This is a genomic window from Neisseria weixii (assembly GCF_002327085.1).
Taxonomy (GTDB): Bacteria; Pseudomonadota; Gammaproteobacteria; order Burkholderiales; family Neisseriaceae; genus Neisseria; species Neisseria weixii.
Window position 1 is genome coordinate 1,301,921 of the sequence record NZ_CP023429.1, and the last position, 13,989, is coordinate 1,315,909.

Below are 13,989 nucleotides of genomic sequence, written 5' to 3' on the forward strand. Positions count from 1 at the left end.
TTGTGTTTAAAGATGTTATGAATATAGGATTTGCACCTTTTAACAGGCCGTCTGAATCTCCGGTTTATTTTTTCAGACGGCCTATTATATGAGTATCTTTGCATTGAATCAAAGGATATCCACATTAGGGGATGACAGTATTTTTTGCACCATGTAACATAATGTCTTCATTCCACACCCACCCTATTCACTCTCCTATGACAGCTCCCAGCTCAAATCTTCTTGCTTCTGTGGACTTAGGTTCCAACAGCTTCCGCCTGCAAATCTGTGAGAACAACAATGGCCAACTGAAAGTAATTGATTCTTTTAAACAAATGGTGCGCTTTGCCGCCGGTTTGGACGAGCAGAAAATCCTCAGCGAAGAATCGCAAGAGCGCGCCTTAGAATGCTTAGCCAAATTCGGTGAGCGTCTGCAAGGTTTCCCGCCCGAGCAAGTACGTGTGGTGGCCACCAACACCTTCCGCGTAGCCAAAAACATCGCCCAATTTATCCCGAAAGCCGAAGCCGCCTTGGGCTTTCCGATTGAAGTGATTGCCGGCCGCGAAGAAGCGCGTTTGATTTACACCGGTGTGGTGCACACCCTGCCGCCCAATGGCGACCGCATGTTGGTTATCGACATCGGTGGCGGTTCGACTGAATTTATCATTGGATCAGACCTGAAACCGACCAACACCGAAAGTTTGGCATTAGGCTGTGTCACCTACAGCATGCGTTTTTTCCAAAACAAAATCACTGCCAAAGATTTCCAAGCCGCCATTTCCGCCGCACGCAACGAAATCCAGCGCATCAGCAAAATAATGAAGCGTACCGGCTGGGATTTCGCCGTCGGCACTTCCGGTTCGGCCAAATCCATCCGTGACGTGTTGGCTGCCGAATATCCGCAAGAATCCGACATCACTTACGAAGGCATGAAAAAGCTTGCCGACCGCATCATCGATGCCGGCTCGGTGAAAAAAGCCAAGTTGAACGATTTGAAACCTGAACGCGCCGAAGTATTCGCCGGCGGTTTGGCCGTGATGATGGCTGCTTTTGAGGAGCTGGAAATCATAAAAATGATGGTTACCGAAGCGGCATTGCGCGATGGCGTGTTCTACGATTTCATCGGCCGTAAATTAAACGCCGATATGCGCGACCAAACCACGGCCGAATTCCAAAAACGCTACCATGTCAGCCAAAACCAAGCCAAGCGCGTATCGGAAACGGCGCAAGCGTTTATGGAAAATATGTGTTTGGCGCTGAATGTGCCGGTGCAGGATTTGGCCAATTGGAAGCAATTCCTGTGCTGGGCCGGTTTGCTGCACGAAATCGGTTTGGACATCGCGCACACCGGCTACCACAAGCATTCGGCCTATATTTTGGAATACGCCGATATGCCCGGTTTTTCGCGCAAAGAACAAATCATCTTGTCGAAATTGGTGCTCGGCCATCGTGGTGATTTGAAAAAAATGGCCGACATTGTCGGCGACGATCAAATGCTGTGGTACGCCATTTTATCGCTGCGCTTGGCCGCACTCTTCTGCCGCGCACGCCTGCCGCTCGAATTACCGAACCAACTTCAGTTCCGCACCAATAAAGACAAGCAAAGCGTCTTGCTGCGCATCAGTGCCGATTGGCTCGATAAGCATCCTTTGATTGCTTCGGCATTGGAATACGAAAGCCAGCAATGGAACAAAATCAACCAACCTTTTGATGTGCAAACTTTGTAAATCAAATAAGCAAGTCGAGACCTTTGTAAAATTTGGCTTAAAGCAGTACATTTTCAAGTTTGAAAGAATCAAAGCCGTCTGAATTTCAGACGGCTTTTTTATATTTTCATTCTAGAATGACTTTTCTGCCATTTATTAAACGATTCCAATACCCGCTCAAGCAGGTTTTGCAATTGCATCCACTCTTCATCGGATAAATCGGCAAACATTTCTTTTTCCAAATTGTGGCCGATGGTTTCCGCCACCAACCATACTTCTTCGCCGCGTTTACTCAAATGCAGACATTGGCGGCGGTTATCGCGCTCATCTACCGTGCGGGTATCAGACCGCGCTGCTCCAACGCAGCCAAATTTTTAGACAACAGCGTTTTATCCAACTCCAAATTTTCCAGCAGCTCCGTCGGCGTACTGCCGGGCATGTCGTGGAGCAAACGCAAAACACGCAATTCACGGATTTTCAAGCCGACGGCATCATGATAATAAACATCGGCCGCTTTAATCGCCGCCGAACTGATTTGCACTAACCGGTAAGTCAGGTATGCCATGATTTCTCCTTTGTGATGATTCTATTTATTTTCCGATTATTTTCAGACGGCCTGCCATTCTCATATTAACGTAATCAAGACCGGGATCTTGCAAAATCTTCATCTTTGGCACATTTCTCCGTTATTCGCTGCTCGAAAGCTTGCCTGTCTTCATGATGCCTGCGCTTTCTGTGCTGCCCTAACTTCGAACCGTACTCAAATCCGAAGTTTTGCAACGGTCTCGGCCGTCTGAAAACCTAATTTGTTTTCAGGCGGCCTTGCGACATTGCTTAATACTTAAGGGCAAGGATTGCTTATTTCCGCATGTACGCCATTAATCGCATTCAATACATCTTCGCCCAACACCACCTCAGCTGTGGCGATGTTTTCGCATAATTGTTCCATTGTGGTCGCGCCGATGATGTTACTGCCGACAAATGCTTGCTGCGTCACAAACGCCAAAGACAACTGCGTCAGCGTCAAACCTGCATCTCCGGCGATTTTGGCGTAACGTTCGACCGCTTCTTCCGCTTTCGGCTTGGTGTAGCGTTGGAAACGTTCAAACAAGGCCAAGCGGCTGCCTTCGGGTTTCGCGCCGTGGCGGTATTTTCCGGTCAACACGCCAAACGCTAGTGGTGAGTAAGCCAGCAGCGGAATGTCTTCGCGCAATGAAATTTCGCTCAAGCCCACTTCGTAGCTGCGGTTGAGCAGGTTATACGGATTTTGTACCGAAGCCACCCGCGGCAAATCAGCGTTTTGCTCGTGTCGGTTGAGATAGCGCATGGTGCCCCACGGCGTTTCGTTCGACAAACCGAAGGCGCGGATTTTGCCTTGCTTCACCAATTCGCCCAAAGCGTCGACGATTTCTTCAATCGGGGTAAACGCTTCGTTATCCGGCAAGTCGGCCACGCCCAATTTGCCAAAGAAATTCACCTTGCGCTCCGGCCAATGCAATTGGTACAAATCCAGGTAATCGGTGTTCAAGCGCTGCAAACCGGCATCGCAGGCTTCCAAAATTTGTGCGCGCGAAAAATCATTGCCGTTGCGGATATAGCTTCCCAAACGGTTGGCGCCGGTCGGACCGGCAATTTTACTGGCCAACACAAAATCATCGCGCTTGCCGCGTGCTTTGATCCATGAACCGATATAACGCTCGGTGGTGGCATACGTTTCCTTACCCGGCGGTACGGGATACATTTCCGCCGTATCGATGAAATTCACGCCGTTGGCCAAAGCGTAATCCAGCTGCTCATGGGCTTCTTGCTCGGTGTTTTGCTCGCCCCATGTCATGGTACCCAAACAGATTTTGCTCACTTCAATGCCGGTGCGTCCGAGTTTGCGCTGTTCCATAAGACTCCTTTCAAAATGTTTTCAGACGGCCTGATCATTGACTTTAAGGCCGTCTGAAAAATAAATTAATAATTGCGGCGGCGGAAGAAAAATGCACCATCGCTGTCGGCTTCCAAAATATAGCGGCCGGTTTGTACGGCAGCATAGCCTGATTTGTTTTCGGAATATGATTTCAAACCGGCATGACCAATCAGATAATCGGTCAGCTTTGCGCTGTCTTCCGCCACATTGTCCACCAGCTTGGCGAATAAAGTATGGCAAATTCCGCCTTTGGGCCAGCCGATGTTTTTACCGCCATCGGTTTCCATACATTTGCCGCGAATCATCTCCAAATCGTTGCTGCGCTCGCCGACGAGTCCGACTTGATTGCCATCACTCATACCGTCAATCGGGTAAACCGCGTTGGGCTTGCCGTCAACCGTTTTACCCGATTGAGCTGCCCCCAATGCTAAACCGTTAATCGCAGCTTCATCAATATATTTCACTTTAAACACAGGCTTCGGCGGCACACCGGCTTGGGCTTCATCGGCCGGTTTATCAGGCTGGCCGCCACAGGCCGCCAGCAGCAGTGGCAATAACAATAAGGCGTATTTCTGCATGATTTTTATCCTAACGATTCGGAATGATTCGGAAAATGTTATTATAGCCACCCTGTAATGGTTTTGATACCCACCAAGCCCACGAAAAACCCCATGATTTGGAACATTATTATCATCCACCTGCTCGGCATGATGAGCCCCGGCCCCGATTTTTTCTACATCGCCCGCACCGCCGCTTTACACGGCCGCAAAAATGCCGTGTTTGCCGTATTGGGCATCGTCACCGGTGTGATGTTTTGGGCCAGCGCTACCATGCTCGGCTTGTCGCTGCTGCTGAAAACCTTCCCATGTTCAACAGCGTATTGATGTGTTTGGGCGGCAGCTATTTGATGTATTTGGGATGGAAAATGGTGAATGTGCGGCAAAACGCCGATTTCAGCAATGCCGAAGCCGCTGCGGTTGCTAAGCCTGCCACTCCGTTAAACGAAGCGAAAAAAGGATTGCTAATAAACCTTTCCAACCCCAAAATCGTGGTCTATTTCAGCAGCGTGATGTCGGCGGTGTTGGCAGACATCACCGAAACGTGGCAAATCGCCGGTGTCTTGCTGCTGCTTTGGGTGGAAACCATCGTTTTCTTCAGCGGTTTGGCGGTTTTGTTTTCCGGCCAAGCCGTGAAACGGTTTTACAGCCGCTACAGCCGCTATTTGGATAATTTTTCCGGTTTTTTTTTCCTATGCTTCGGTGGCTACTTGATTTATAAGGCTTTATTTCCCTAACTGATTCAAACGGGGCCGTCTGAAACATTCAGAGGGCCTTTTTATTTCGAATGAATATGTAAAGATATGCTATAAAACTTTGAATTTCCAAAGCTATTTGATACATTTAATTGATTTGACCACAACAATAATAAGGAGACGCGCAATGATTTGGTTTATCTTAGCCGCCACCCTGCTGATACTCGAGCTTTTCATCGGCACGATTTATCTGATGGTGGTGAGCGCTGCTTTATTCGGCGCAGGTTTGGTGGCATGGTTGACCGCCAACACCGTAGCCGCGATTCTAACCGCCGCCGTTTTATCTGCTTTAGGCATTTGGTGGGCGCGTGGTTGGATTCAAAAACACCGCAAACCGGATGAAATTGAAAACCTTGCCAATGATCTCGATGTCGGCCAAACCGTGCAGATTTCGCGCCATTTACACACCGATTATTACGAAGTGATATACCGCGGCACACATTGGCAGGCGCAGGCCTTAAATGCACTGGCCGCCACCACTGCGCAAACCGGCGTGATTACCGGCAAAAACGGCAATATTTTATTGATTCACTTACATTAATCCATTCACATTAAGGAATAAAATATGGAAATTTTATACAGCTTCCCGATTCTGATTTTGGCAGCGGTAATTGTATTCGGCTTCAAAGCCTTTGTGGTCGTGCCGCAGCAGGAAGCCTATGTGGTCGAGCGTTTGGGGCGTTTTCACAAAGTGCTCAATCCCGGTTTGAGCATTCTGGTTCCTTTTATCGACCGCGTGGCCTACAAACATACGTTAAAAGAAATTCCGCTGGATGTGCCGAGCCAAGTCTGTATCACGCGCGACAATACCCAGCTGACTGTCGACGGCATCATCTATTTCCAAGTCACCGACCCGACATTGGCTTCATACGGCACCAGCAACTACGTTATAGCCATCACCCAATTGGCGCAAACCACCCTGCGCTCGGTCATCGGCCGCATGGAATTGGATAAAACCTTTGAAGAGCGCGACGAAATCAATAGCATCGTTGTGGCGGCGCTGGACGAAGCAGCCACTTCTTGGGGCGTAAAAGTGTTACGTTACGAAATCAAAGACTTGGTTCCGCCGCAAGAAATTCTGCGCTCTATGCAGGCGCAAATCACCGCCGAGCGTGAAAAACGCGCCCGCATCGCCGAATCAGAAGGCCGCAAAATCGAGCAAATCAACTTGGCCAGCGGTCAGCGCGAAGCCGAAATCCAACAATCCGAAGGCGAAATGCAGGCGGCAATTAACGAATCACGCGGCCAAAAAGAAGCGCAAATCAACCGCGCCCAAGGTGAAGCCGAAGCCCTGCGCTTGGTGGCCGAAGCCAACGCCGATGCCATCCGCGCTGTCGCCGCTGCGTTGCAACACCCGGGCGGCAATGAAGCGGTGAATTTGAAAGTGGCCGAACAATATGTCGAAGCCTTCAGCAAACTGGCTAAAGAAAACAATACCTTGATTATGCCGGCCAACGTGGCAGATATCGGTAGCTTGGTTTCTGCAGGCTTGAAGATTGTGGAAGGAAATAAAAATTCTTCATCGATTTTGAAATAATCGTTTAATAAAAAGGCCGTCTGAAAAAATTATTTTCAGACGGCCTGAAACCTTTGCAAAAAAACCAAAACTCCCCTAAATTCCCCCTAAAGAATTCAGAGGCGTTTTTTTATGAGCAGCTTCTTCCACCAACAAGCCCGAATCATGATGAGCAAACATACCGACAGCTGCCCGTTGCTCAAAATTAACCGGCTGCCCGATTGGCAGCCCGCCGGACAACTGCCCAACCGGCAAAAGACCCGTTACATCCGCGGCCACCGCGGCCGCCCCGCCTATCCGCTGCCGCCCGTGCTCAAAGCCGTATTGCCCGGCCAATGGCACAGCCTTTCCGATCCGGAATCGGAACGCTGTCTGGCTACCCGTCCGGATTTCTGCTTCTTCTGCGGCTTTGATAAACCCGCCTTACCCGACCACAGCACCCCCTGCCGTTTCCGCAACCGGCCGGCACAGGATGACGCCTTAGCCCGGCTTCCCGAACTGATTAACCGCCGGCTGACCGAAAAAGGCTTAAAAACAGAGAAAGCCCCGGCAGCAGTGATTGACGCCGCCATCATCCAAACTGCCGGCGGCAAACAGCGTCAGGCTGTCGAAACCGATGAAAACGGCATCACTGCCGAAACCCTGCCCGGCAAAGACAAGGATGCGCGCCGGGTGAAGAAAGAGGGCAGATTCACCCCGGCCGACGCCCGTGAGTGCAACCATTTCGAACCGCTGCCGGAAGGCACCGCACCCGGAACAACCGTCTATGCCGATAAGGGGTATGACAGTAAAGCCAACCGGGAGCATCTGCAAAGCAAACGGCTGTCCGGCGGCATGATGCGTAAGGCACAGCGGGGCAAACCTTTAACGGAGCAGGAGAAACAGCGCAATACGCAGCTGTCGGAAGTGCGCTGTGCGGCCGGGCAAACCTTCGGTACGCCACACCGGAAATCCGGCTGTAAAAGAGCGCGTTATTTCGGTTTGCGGAAAGTGCCGGCGCAAAGCCATTTGAAAGCGGTGTGCCTGAACCTGCCAAAGGCAGCCGGCAGGCTTCGTGTGCCTGCTGCTGCCTGAAAAGGGCAATGGCACCCGATAAAGGGGCTGATTGGGGGAAATACGGACGGGAAACACGTCTGAAAATGAAAAAACGGTTACCTGATTGTTCAGGTAACCGTTTGGATGGGATGGCCGGTATTTCGCAAAGGTCTCGGCCTTTTTATATATTTGAAACTTAGCGCGGCAACCAACGTTGGATGGTTTGATCCAATCCGCCGGATAATTTTTCCAAACGCAAGAATTGGTCGGCATAGGCTTTAAAGCGGAAATCGTTGTCACGAATCAGCCAAGCATTTTGCGCCGGACGCAGCGGTTTATCAGGATTTACTCCGCACAGCACGCCTTTGTGTTCATAGGCTTTCACCATCGCTTCGGCTGCCTGTCACAAACACATCCGCCCGTCCTTGTATCACCTCATCAAAAATGGTCAAGTTTTCCGGATGCATGGTCAGCTTGGCGTTGGTCAATACCGTGCGGGCATAATTTTCATTGCTGCCGCCCGGATTGGCCACAATGCGCACATGCGGCTGGTTGATTTGTTCAGCCGTTTGGTATTTGGACACATCTTCGCAGCGCATCAGCGGCGTTTTGCCATTAGTAAAATACGGTTCGCTCATCAACGCTTGCTTCTGGCGTGGCAAAGTAATCGAAATGCTGCCCACGCCCAAATCACATTTTGATTTGAAATCGGCAATCAAGGTCGGCCAACTGCTTTTCACAATCTTGACTCTCGCGCCCATGCTTTGCGCCAAACGTTCGGCCAAATCGTTGTCGATGCCTTCAAATCTGCCGTTATTGTCAAAACTGAAGGCTTGTAATCACCCGGCGAACACACCAGCAATTCTTTGTTTTTCATCACTTTGGCCAATGTATCCGGTGCGGTAGCGGCATGTGCTTGAACAGCCAACGCCGACAACACGGCAGCCATCAATAATTTTCTCATCATTTTTCCTTAGGGTTTACTCGTGCGTTATTTTAACCTTGGCACACAAAGATGAGAAATTCATTTTAAGCAATTTCATTTCGTTTTTAAAAAATGATTAAAATATCGTCTTTCTTATTTTAGTAGATTATTTCAATTAATTTTAAAAAATAGTCAAACCCATAACGCCTTACGCCTTTTATTCACTATTCAATATCATTTAAATTTGTTCAGACGGCCTCCAGCAACCATTGCGGTAATGCCGCCTTGCGTTTACACACCGTATTCAAACGCTGCTGCCCGTCTTTTTCAAATACCAGATCCACACCGCTTTGCAGGCGCAAAATCACGTTGGCTGCATCTTCAATTTTGAAAAAATCGATGTGATGGCGGATTAATTGCTTGAGCACAAAATTCAAATTCAGTTTTTCAGGCTGACCAAATAGCCACGGATGCAGCAAAATCGAACGCCCGCCGTCTAAGCTGCCAAAAGGCAGCTGTTCCAAGCGGATTTGGTTCAATATGCCGTCTGAAAAATGAAATTCGACGTTGCCGTAAAGCCAAATACTCAAACCTTGTTTGACGATTAAGCCCCGCGACGTGCAATCGGGATCGGGGAACATCTGCAAAATCTGCTCATCGCTCTGGCCGATTTCAATGTAATCAAAACGGCCGGTTTTCAGAAATTCGTGTATATTGACGGCAATGGGAAAATTGAATTTCATGCGCACTACTCCATCGATAAAACGCTATGGTGCTTATCTTAAATTAAAATAATAATGAAATCTATTCTTATTAAAAAAAATAAAAAGGCCGTCTGAAAGATGATGCTCTTTCAGACGGCCTGCTAAAGCAATTAATGCTTAATTAACTCAGTTTATTCAAATGCCAAATGGTCGCCGTCAGCAGTCACGTTGATCACGCTCTCGGGTGCGTAGCGGCCTGACAACAAGGCTTTGGCCAGCGGGTTCTCGATCTCGGCTTGAATCGCGCGTTTCAGCGGACGGGCGCCATATACCGGATCGAAACCGGCTTCGGCGATGATGTCCAACGCCGCATCAGACACACGCAAGTGCAAGTCTTGCGCCGCCAAGCGTTTTTCCAAACCGCGCAGCTGGATTTTGGCAATGCTGCGGATGTGTTCCTGCGCCAAACCGTGGAACACGACCACTTCGTCAATGCGGTTAATCAGTTCTGGGCGGAAATGCTCTTTCACGTCTTCCATCACCACTTCTTTGAGCGCATCGTAATCAGCGGTGCCCATTTGCTGAATGTGCTGGCTGCCGATATTCGAGGTCATCACCACCACGGTGTTTTTGAAGTCAACCGTGCGGCCTTGTCCGTCGGTCAGGCGGCCGTCGTCCAACACTTGCAGCAAGATGTTGAACACATCCGGATGCGCTTTTTCGACTTCGTCCAGCAAAATCACGCTATACGGTTTGCGGCGGACTTGCTCGGTAAGGTAGCCGCCTTCTTCGTAGCCGACATAACCCGGAGGCGCACCGATTAAGCGGGCGATGCTGTGTTTTTCCATGTATTCCGACATATCAATACGGATTAAATGGTCTTCGCTGTCGAACAAGAAACCTGCCAGCGTTTTGCACAACTCGGTTTTACCCACACCGGTCGGGCCTAAGAACAAGAAGCTGCCGTATGGTTTGTTCGGGTCGGCCAAGCCGCTGCGGCTGCGGCGGATGGCGTCGGCCACGGCACGCACGGCTTCGTCTTGACCGACCACGCGCTGATGCAATACATCTTCCATCTTCAGCAATTTCTCGCGCTCGCCTTCCATCATTTTCGCCACCGGAATGCCGGTCATGCGCGAAACGATTTCGGCCACTTCGTCCGCGCCCACTTCGGTGCGGAAAAGCTTGTTGGCTTTTTTGGTTTCCGGATTGCTCTCGGCTGCGGCCAATTGCTCGCTCAATTTCGGCAACTCGCCATATTCCAACTCAGACGCTTTGGCATAATCGCCGCTGCGTTTGGCCTGCTCGATTTTCACTTTCAAATCATCGATTTGTTTTTTGAGGTCGGCCGAGCTTGACGATGCGGCTTTTTCTGCTTTCCAGATTTCGTCCAAATCGGCATATTCTTTTTGCAAACCGTCGATTTCTTCGTCGATCAATTCCAAGCGTTTTTTGCTGGCTTCGTCGCTTTCTTCTCAACGTGCATTTTTTCCATTTTCAACTGGATTATGCGGCGGTCGAGTTTGTCCATCTGCTCCGGTTTAGAATCCAATTCCATTTTGATGCGGCTGGCGGCTTCATCAATCAGATCAATGGCTTTATCGGGCAGGAAACGGTCGGTGATGTATCGGTCGCTCAATTCGGCAGCGGCCACAATCGCCGGGTCGGTAATGTCGATGCCGTGGTGGATTTCGTAACGCTCTTGCAAACCGCGCAAAATCGCTACCGTGTCTTCCACGCTCGGCTCGCCAACCAATACTTTTTGGAAACGACGTTCCAACGCGGCATCTTTCTCAATATATTGGCGGTATTCGTCTAAGGTGGTCGCGCCGATACAGTGTAATTCGCCACGCGCCAAAGCCGGTTTCAACATATTGCCTGCGTCCATTGCGCCATCTGTTTTGCCCGCGCCGACCAAAGTGTGAATTTCATCGATGAAAATCAGTGTGTTACCATCATCTTTGGCCAAATCGTTCAACACGGCTTTCAAGCGTTCCTCAAATTCGCCGCGGTATTTCGCACCGGCAATCAATGCCGCCAAGTCCAGCACCAGCAAGCGCTTGCCGCGCAAAGATTCCGGCACTTCGCCATTGACAATGCGCTGCGCCAAGCCTTCTACAATCGCGGTTTTACCCACGCCCGGTTCACCAATCAATACCGGATTGTTTTTGGTACGGCGTTGCAACACCTGAATCACTCGGCGGATTTCATCGTCGCGGCCAATCACCGGATCCAGCTTGCCTTCACGGGCGCGCTGGGTCAAATCGGTAGTATATTTTTTCAAGGCTTCGCGTTGGTCTTCTGCATTGGCATCATTCACGGTTTGTCCCCCACGCACGGCATCAATCGCCGCATTGATGTTTTGTTCGGTCGCACCGGCGTTTTTCAACACTTTGCCGGTAGCATCGTTTTGCTGCACCAAAGCCAACAAAAACAATTCGCTGGCAATATAGGCATCACCGCGTTTCATCGCGGCTTTGTCCATCAGGTTCAATACCGCCTGCAATTCACGGCTCGGCAAAATCTCGCCGCCGTTGCCCGATATTTTCGGCAGGCTGCCCAGCAAAGTTTGCAGGCCACTTTTCACCTGCGCCACATTCACACCCGCATGTGCCAGCAAAGCCGCCGCGCCGCTGTTTTGATCGTCTAATAATGCTTTTAAAACATGTCCCGCTTCCAAATAGCCGTTGTCTGCCGCCAAGGCAAGGCTTTGGCTTTCCTGCAGGGCTTGTTGGAATTTTGCGGTAAGTTTGTCGAATCTCATCTTTTGTTTCCTTCTCGTAGAAATTTCTATTATTCCCTATATATATATAAAGCCATCTGTGGATAACTCAATACCAAATTACCTATTTTAAAAAAATATTTACAACTTGCTGTTTTATATTATTATTAATTGTGTATAACTTTTATTAGATACAACAAAAAAGCCGTCTGAAAATATTTCAGACGGCTTTTTACGTTATTTATGCAGCCAATTACTTATGTATCTGCATAATTTTGAAAAAAAGATAGCTGATGACAACTGTCGCACTTATTTGTAATGCAAAGGCCAGTATCGGTTTTTTCTGAACTTCATAACAAGTTTGTAAAAAACATATGCTCCAAGCAAGACTCCGCCGACAAGCATTATCTGTAAAACGCTCAGGCAGACAAATAAGGTTTGGGGCTTCCCTAGATAACTAGGGTTATTCAAAAACATTTAAAATAACCTGTATGAAGAAAAGCCGCTTAAGCCAATCAAAACAACAAAAGCTAATCGGGCTGTTTGTTGCTGGAGTAACCGCCGGAACCGCAGCGGAATTAGTAGGTACCCATCGAAATACTGCCGCTTACTACTTTCACCGTTTGCGTCTGCTGATTTACCAAAACAGCCCGCATTCGGAAATGTTCGACAGTGAAGCCGAAGCCGGCGAAAGCTATTTCGGCGGGTACAGAAAAGGCAGGCGCGGTCGCGGTCCGGCCGGAAAAGTAGCGGTATCCGGACTGTTAAAGCGAGACGGCAGGGTTTATACCGTAGCCGTTCCGAACACCAAACCGTTACTTTGCTGCCGATTATCCGGGAACGGGTTAAGCCCGACAGCATTGTTTATACGGATTGCTACAAAAGTTATGATGTGCCGGATGCCAGCGAATTCAACCATTTCCGCATCAATCACAGCACGCATTTTGCAGACAGGCGAAACCATATAAACGGTATTAAGGACTTTTGGAATCAGGCAAAACGTCATTTGCGTAAGTTTAACGGCATTCCAAGGTTCATTTTGAACTGTATTTGAAGGAGTGCGAATGGCGTTTTAACAACAGTGAAATAAAGTCTCAATTGTCCATTTTAAAACAATTGGTAAGAGAAAGTTTGGCCTAGTTCTCTAGGACAGCCCCTAAGGTTTTATACAGTATATCCGACATGCTTTATATCCTGTTGTTTTTTTTATAAGTAAATATAATTTCTAACAGTTAGAACAGTCGTCTGAAACTAATTCAGGAGACTGAATATACTCAAGGTAAATTAATGCGGCATTTCTAATATTTTTCCAAACAGATAATGGAATATGATAACTACGCTAAATATTCTAAGGAGAATAAAGAATATATGCTTAGACATATAACGCTCAGTTATTTTGTAGAAAGGGAAGAATTAAATTATTCTTCCCTGTAGATTGAGGGTTAATATTTGAACAGTTTTCGGACAATAACTGCGGCAGTTAAGCTTATCCCAAGCTGCCAGTAAAACATATCTCTATCAGGAAATAAGTATTTTAACCCCATTATTATGGTAACAACTAACAACAAAATAACAAAAAAGAATAGAAAATCTTTTTTCATTTATTTAAAAATAAGGGCTTCCAATTGCAGTGGTGGCGGCACTACCTCCAAATGAGACAGCTGCTGTCTTTGCGGCAGAACGAATACCGTTCACAGGACTTACTGCGCCAGTAAGCCCTCCCAGTGCTACAGCTCCTAAAAATTTGTTGGGATCTTTGCCGCCTCCGGCAAGATAGCCGTATCCGGCTCCGTATGCTCCTGCTGCGGCACCTAACGCATTGGCGACCCAGCCGCCAGACACTTGATTCAGCTCATTTGAATTCAATACTTTCATCGTAAAATCTCCTATTGAGTAAAGTTTAAAACAATTTAAGAATCAGCAAATAATTATTTTGCTAAAATTCTTAAACCATAGGAGTCTGTTATCGGGTAATAGTTTTGCGTTAATCTGTTTTTTTTTTAAAGTTTGGTATCGATTAGTTGATTTATTTCATTTGAGTAAATATGATTTAAAGAATCTGGCTTGTGCAACAAGTTGAACATTGTGGCTTTTGAAGGATGTATAATCTGATAAAACCATCATTTTTCAGACAGCCTCGGTTATTCAGGCCGTCTGAAAGCCTTTTCTTTTAAA

Annotated in this window: 13 protein-coding genes and 3 pseudogenes; 6 read left to right on the forward strand and 10 right to left on the reverse strand. The window is 48.2% G+C overall.

The features are described 5' to 3' along the window. The first annotated feature begins 197 nt into the window (after positions 1 to 197). Entirely contained in the window at positions 198 to 1,706 is a 1,509-nt protein-coding gene (ppx, locus tag CGZ65_RS06670) for an exopolyphosphatase (protein WP_096295302.1), read from the forward strand. A 98-nt stretch (positions 1,707 to 1,804) separates the two neighbouring features. Here the strand turns inward: ppx and CGZ65_RS13285 are convergent, their stop codons facing one another. The 4 genes from CGZ65_RS13285 to CGZ65_RS13295 form a co-directional block, all read right to left on the reverse strand. Continuing rightward, a complete protein-coding gene (locus tag CGZ65_RS13285) occupies positions 1,805 to 1,981 on the reverse strand; it encodes a hypothetical protein (protein ID WP_198345238.1) in 177 nt (58 codons plus the stop codon). Positions 1,982 to 2,013: 32 nt separating this feature from the next. Beyond that, positions 2,014 to 2,250 carry a MarR family transcriptional regulator gene (locus CGZ65_RS13290; protein ID WP_198345239.1) on the reverse strand — a complete coding sequence of 79 codons (237 nt, stop codon included), beginning with the start codon at positions 2,248 to 2,250 and terminating at the stop codon, positions 2,014 to 2,016. Between the two features lie 276 nt (positions 2,251 to 2,526). Continuing rightward, positions 2,527 to 3,579, reverse strand: a complete 1,053-nt coding sequence (locus CGZ65_RS06680) for an NADP(H)-dependent aldo-keto reductase (protein WP_096295303.1) — start codon at positions 3,577 to 3,579, stop codon at positions 2,527 to 2,529. Between the two features lie 65 nt (positions 3,580 to 3,644). Next, positions 3,645 to 4,178 (reverse strand): hypothetical protein, encoded by a 534-nt coding sequence (locus CGZ65_RS13295; RefSeq protein ID WP_198345240.1) that lies wholly within the window; start codon positions 4,176 to 4,178, stop codon positions 3,645 to 3,647. A 132-nt stretch (positions 4,179 to 4,310) separates the two neighbouring features. Here CGZ65_RS13295 and CGZ65_RS06690 point away from each other — a divergent pair. From CGZ65_RS06690 to CGZ65_RS06705, 4 genes and pseudogenes are all read left to right on the forward strand, one after another. Continuing rightward, a pseudogene (locus tag CGZ65_RS06690) lies at positions 4,311 to 4,894 on the forward strand (LysE family transporter). Between the two features lie 145 nt (positions 4,895 to 5,039). Beyond that, positions 5,040 to 5,453, forward strand: a complete 414-nt coding sequence (locus CGZ65_RS06695; protein WP_096295304.1) for an NfeD family protein — start codon at positions 5,040 to 5,042, stop codon at positions 5,451 to 5,453. Positions 5,454 to 5,477: 24 nt separating this feature from the next. Then, a complete protein-coding gene (locus CGZ65_RS06700) occupies positions 5,478 to 6,449 on the forward strand; it encodes an SPFH domain-containing protein (protein WP_096295305.1) in 972 nt (323 codons plus the stop codon). 111 nt (positions 6,450 to 6,560) lie between these two features. Next, complete coding sequence (locus CGZ65_RS06705; RefSeq protein WP_096295306.1) at positions 6,561 to 7,502, forward strand: transposase; 942 nt, start codon at positions 6,561 to 6,563, stop codon at positions 7,500 to 7,502. A 157-nt stretch (positions 7,503 to 7,659) separates the two neighbouring features. Here the strand turns inward: CGZ65_RS06705 and CGZ65_RS13305 are convergent, their stop codons facing one another. The 5 genes and pseudogenes from CGZ65_RS13305 to clpB form a co-directional block, all read right to left on the reverse strand. Next, a complete protein-coding gene (locus tag CGZ65_RS13305; RefSeq protein ID WP_198345243.1) occupies positions 7,660 to 7,851 on the reverse strand; it encodes a type 2 periplasmic-binding domain-containing protein in 192 nt (63 codons plus the stop codon). After that, on the reverse strand, positions 7,835 to 8,248 hold the full coding sequence (locus tag CGZ65_RS13310) for a transporter substrate-binding domain-containing protein (protein WP_232507389.1): 414 nt from the start codon (positions 8,246 to 8,248) through the stop codon (positions 7,835 to 7,837). The genes CGZ65_RS13305 and CGZ65_RS13310 overlap by 17 nt, the downstream gene beginning before the upstream one ends. Then, positions 8,200 to 8,427 (reverse strand): hypothetical protein, encoded by a 228-nt coding sequence (locus tag CGZ65_RS13315; protein ID WP_198345244.1) that lies wholly within the window; start codon positions 8,425 to 8,427, stop codon positions 8,200 to 8,202. Before CGZ65_RS13315 ends, CGZ65_RS13310 begins: the two co-directional genes overlap by 49 nt. A gap of 209 nt (positions 8,428 to 8,636) precedes the next feature. Next, positions 8,637 to 9,131 (reverse strand): hypothetical protein, encoded by a 495-nt coding sequence (locus tag CGZ65_RS06715; protein WP_096295307.1) that lies wholly within the window; start codon positions 9,129 to 9,131, stop codon positions 8,637 to 8,639. Positions 9,132 to 9,283: 152 nt separating this feature from the next. Continuing rightward, positions 9,284 to 11,856: pseudogene (clpB, locus tag CGZ65_RS06720) on the reverse strand (ATP-dependent chaperone ClpB). Positions 11,857 to 12,305: 449 nt separating this feature from the next. On the opposite strand from clpB, the pseudogene CGZ65_RS06725 reads away from it, so the two are divergent. Then, a pseudogene (locus CGZ65_RS06725) lies at positions 12,306 to 12,954 on the forward strand (IS1595 family transposase). Positions 12,955 to 13,419: 465 nt separating this feature from the next. Here CGZ65_RS06725 and CGZ65_RS06730 read toward each other — a convergent pair. Further along, complete coding sequence (locus CGZ65_RS06730; protein ID WP_096295308.1) at positions 13,420 to 13,689, reverse strand: bacteriocin; 270 nt, start codon at positions 13,687 to 13,689, stop codon at positions 13,420 to 13,422. Between the last annotated feature and the right edge of the window lie 300 nt (positions 13,690 to 13,989).

Coding starts and splice junctions, on each gene's coding strand:
- CGZ65_RS06700 (WP_096295305.1), top strand. CDS start 5,478: ATGGAAATTTTATACAGCTTCCCGATTCTGATTTTGGCAGCGGTAATT.
- ppx (WP_096295302.1), top strand. CDS start 198: ATGACAGCTCCCAGCTCAAATCTTCTTGCTTCTGTGGACTTAGGTTCC.
- CGZ65_RS06695 (WP_096295304.1), top strand. CDS start 5,040: ATGATTTGGTTTATCTTAGCCGCCACCCTGCTGATACTCGAGCTTTTC.
- CGZ65_RS06730 (WP_096295308.1), bottom strand. CDS start 13,689: ATGAAAGTATTGAATTCAAATGAGCTGAATCAAGTGTCTGGCGGCTGG.
- CGZ65_RS13315 (WP_198345244.1), bottom strand. CDS start 8,427: ATGAGAAAATTATTGATGGCTGCCGTGTTGTCGGCGTTGGCTGTTCAA.
- CGZ65_RS13295 (WP_198345240.1), bottom strand. CDS start 4,178: ATGCAGAAATACGCCTTATTGTTATTGCCACTGCTGCTGGCGGCCTGT.
- CGZ65_RS13305 (WP_198345243.1), bottom strand. CDS start 7,851: ATGGTGAAAGCCTATGAACACAAAGGCGTGCTGTGCGGAGTAAATCCT.
- CGZ65_RS13290 (WP_198345239.1), bottom strand. CDS start 2,250: ATGGCATACCTGACTTACCGGTTAGTGCAAATCAGTTCGGCGGCGATT.
- CGZ65_RS06680 (WP_096295303.1), bottom strand. CDS start 3,579: ATGGAACAGCGCAAACTCGGACGCACCGGCATTGAAGTGAGCAAAATC.
- CGZ65_RS06705 (WP_096295306.1), top strand. CDS start 6,561: ATGAGCAGCTTCTTCCACCAACAAGCCCGAATCATGATGAGCAAACAT.
- CGZ65_RS06715 (WP_096295307.1), bottom strand. CDS start 9,131: ATGAAATTCAATTTTCCCATTGCCGTCAATATACACGAATTTCTGAAA.